This is a genomic window from Streptomyces sp. NPDC057010, assembly GCF_042673805.1.
In the GTDB taxonomy this organism is placed as follows: Bacteria; Actinomycetota; Actinomycetes; order Streptomycetales; family Streptomycetaceae; genus Streptomyces.
This window is the reverse complement of sequence record NZ_JBHUSC010000141.1, coordinates 1-1,132: the sequence shown is the minus strand read 5'-3', so window position 1 is coordinate 1,132 and position 1,132 is coordinate 1. Positions and strand designations below refer to the sequence as shown.

The 1,132-nt window shown below is 54.9% G+C and carries 2 protein-coding genes; both read right to left on the bottom strand.

Features of this window, described 5'->3' with window-relative positions; translation table 11 throughout:
- Window positions 1–565 (bottom strand): phosphoadenosine phosphosulfate reductase family protein (locus ACFTXQ_RS36660; protein WP_382650020.1); only part of this gene is annotated, 565 nt, incomplete at its 3' end.
- Window positions 565–1,132, bottom strand: a 568-nt coding sequence (locus ACFTXQ_RS36655) for a hypothetical protein (protein WP_382650017.1), incomplete at its 5' end; no start/stop codon positions are given. The genes ACFTXQ_RS36660 and ACFTXQ_RS36655, both read right to left, overlap by 1 nt.

The following is a 1,132-nucleotide window of genomic DNA, read 5'->3' as shown; positions in this document are numbered from 1 at the left end:
GCTTAAGCCGCACCCACTCGATTTTTTGTTGAAAAAAGCAGAAGGTGCAGCCGCTGCGGGACCGCCAGCCGTAGTATGCAGGCAAACCGAGACCGGAGGCCTCCAGAATTTCGATTACCCCCGGTTTATCGATGCCGTGTTCGCGAAACGGCAGGCGAACGTGCATGTTTTCGTGCTGAGCGACCATGCCTTCCCGGTGATCCTCGTCCGCGCGGATCGCTACATAGCTAATGACAGTGTCTCCGTCATTGAGCCACGGCCGTACCCAACGCTTAAACGGCTCGAGTTTGAGCTGGCGCGTACACCAACGCGTGTTTGGCGAAGGGAGGAAGTTATTGTACTGTCGAAGCCAGAAGTCGAAGCCGCGGTTCGGATTTAGATATTCAATCGGTCGGCCAAGGAACCCCTCAAGGCGACCAAGAAATTCATAGACTTCCGGAAGTTCCTTTCCGGTATCGGTAAAGAAATAGTGTATATCGAGTTCTGGAAAGTGTTGCCGCATGAAAATTGCCAGCGCAGCACTGTCCTTCCCGCCAGACAATCCGAGTACATGTCGTTCGGCCATCAGGCTGCCTCCTTTTTCGACTGTTTCATCAACAGCGCACCAGCCTCAGCAAGCGCGGCCAAAACGATTTCCGGCTTTTCTTGATAGACGGTTGCGAGAACCCGTTTTACCAAATCATCTACTGCCGGAATATCGGATTCGGACACGTCAACCGTACCGGTCACGTCGTTCCCATGACTGGCTCCAAACACTACGCCGATTACCCGACGCGTCGATGGCCGGCCCCGTAGAGTCGCCATTGCCTCTGCCCTACGAAATTCGATTGCCCAATTACTCAGCTGCAAGATCGCGGCATCGATGTCTCGGTCGACCCAGCTGATACTGGGTTTACTTACGGCCAGACTGATCAGGCCTTCAACGGCCGCTTGTGAACCGTCAAACTGCTCAAGCCGACCAGCAAAGGCATCTAGACGAAAGTCGCCAGTGATCCCTTTGACCGTAATCGCACGCAGGTGAAGTGACTCCAGTGTTCGACCTTCATGGTCGAGCGCGGACAGCAGAGCCTGGCTGACACTGGCCAGCATTTCCCCGTAGCAACGCGTCAACTCATCTGTGACCGACTGCAAC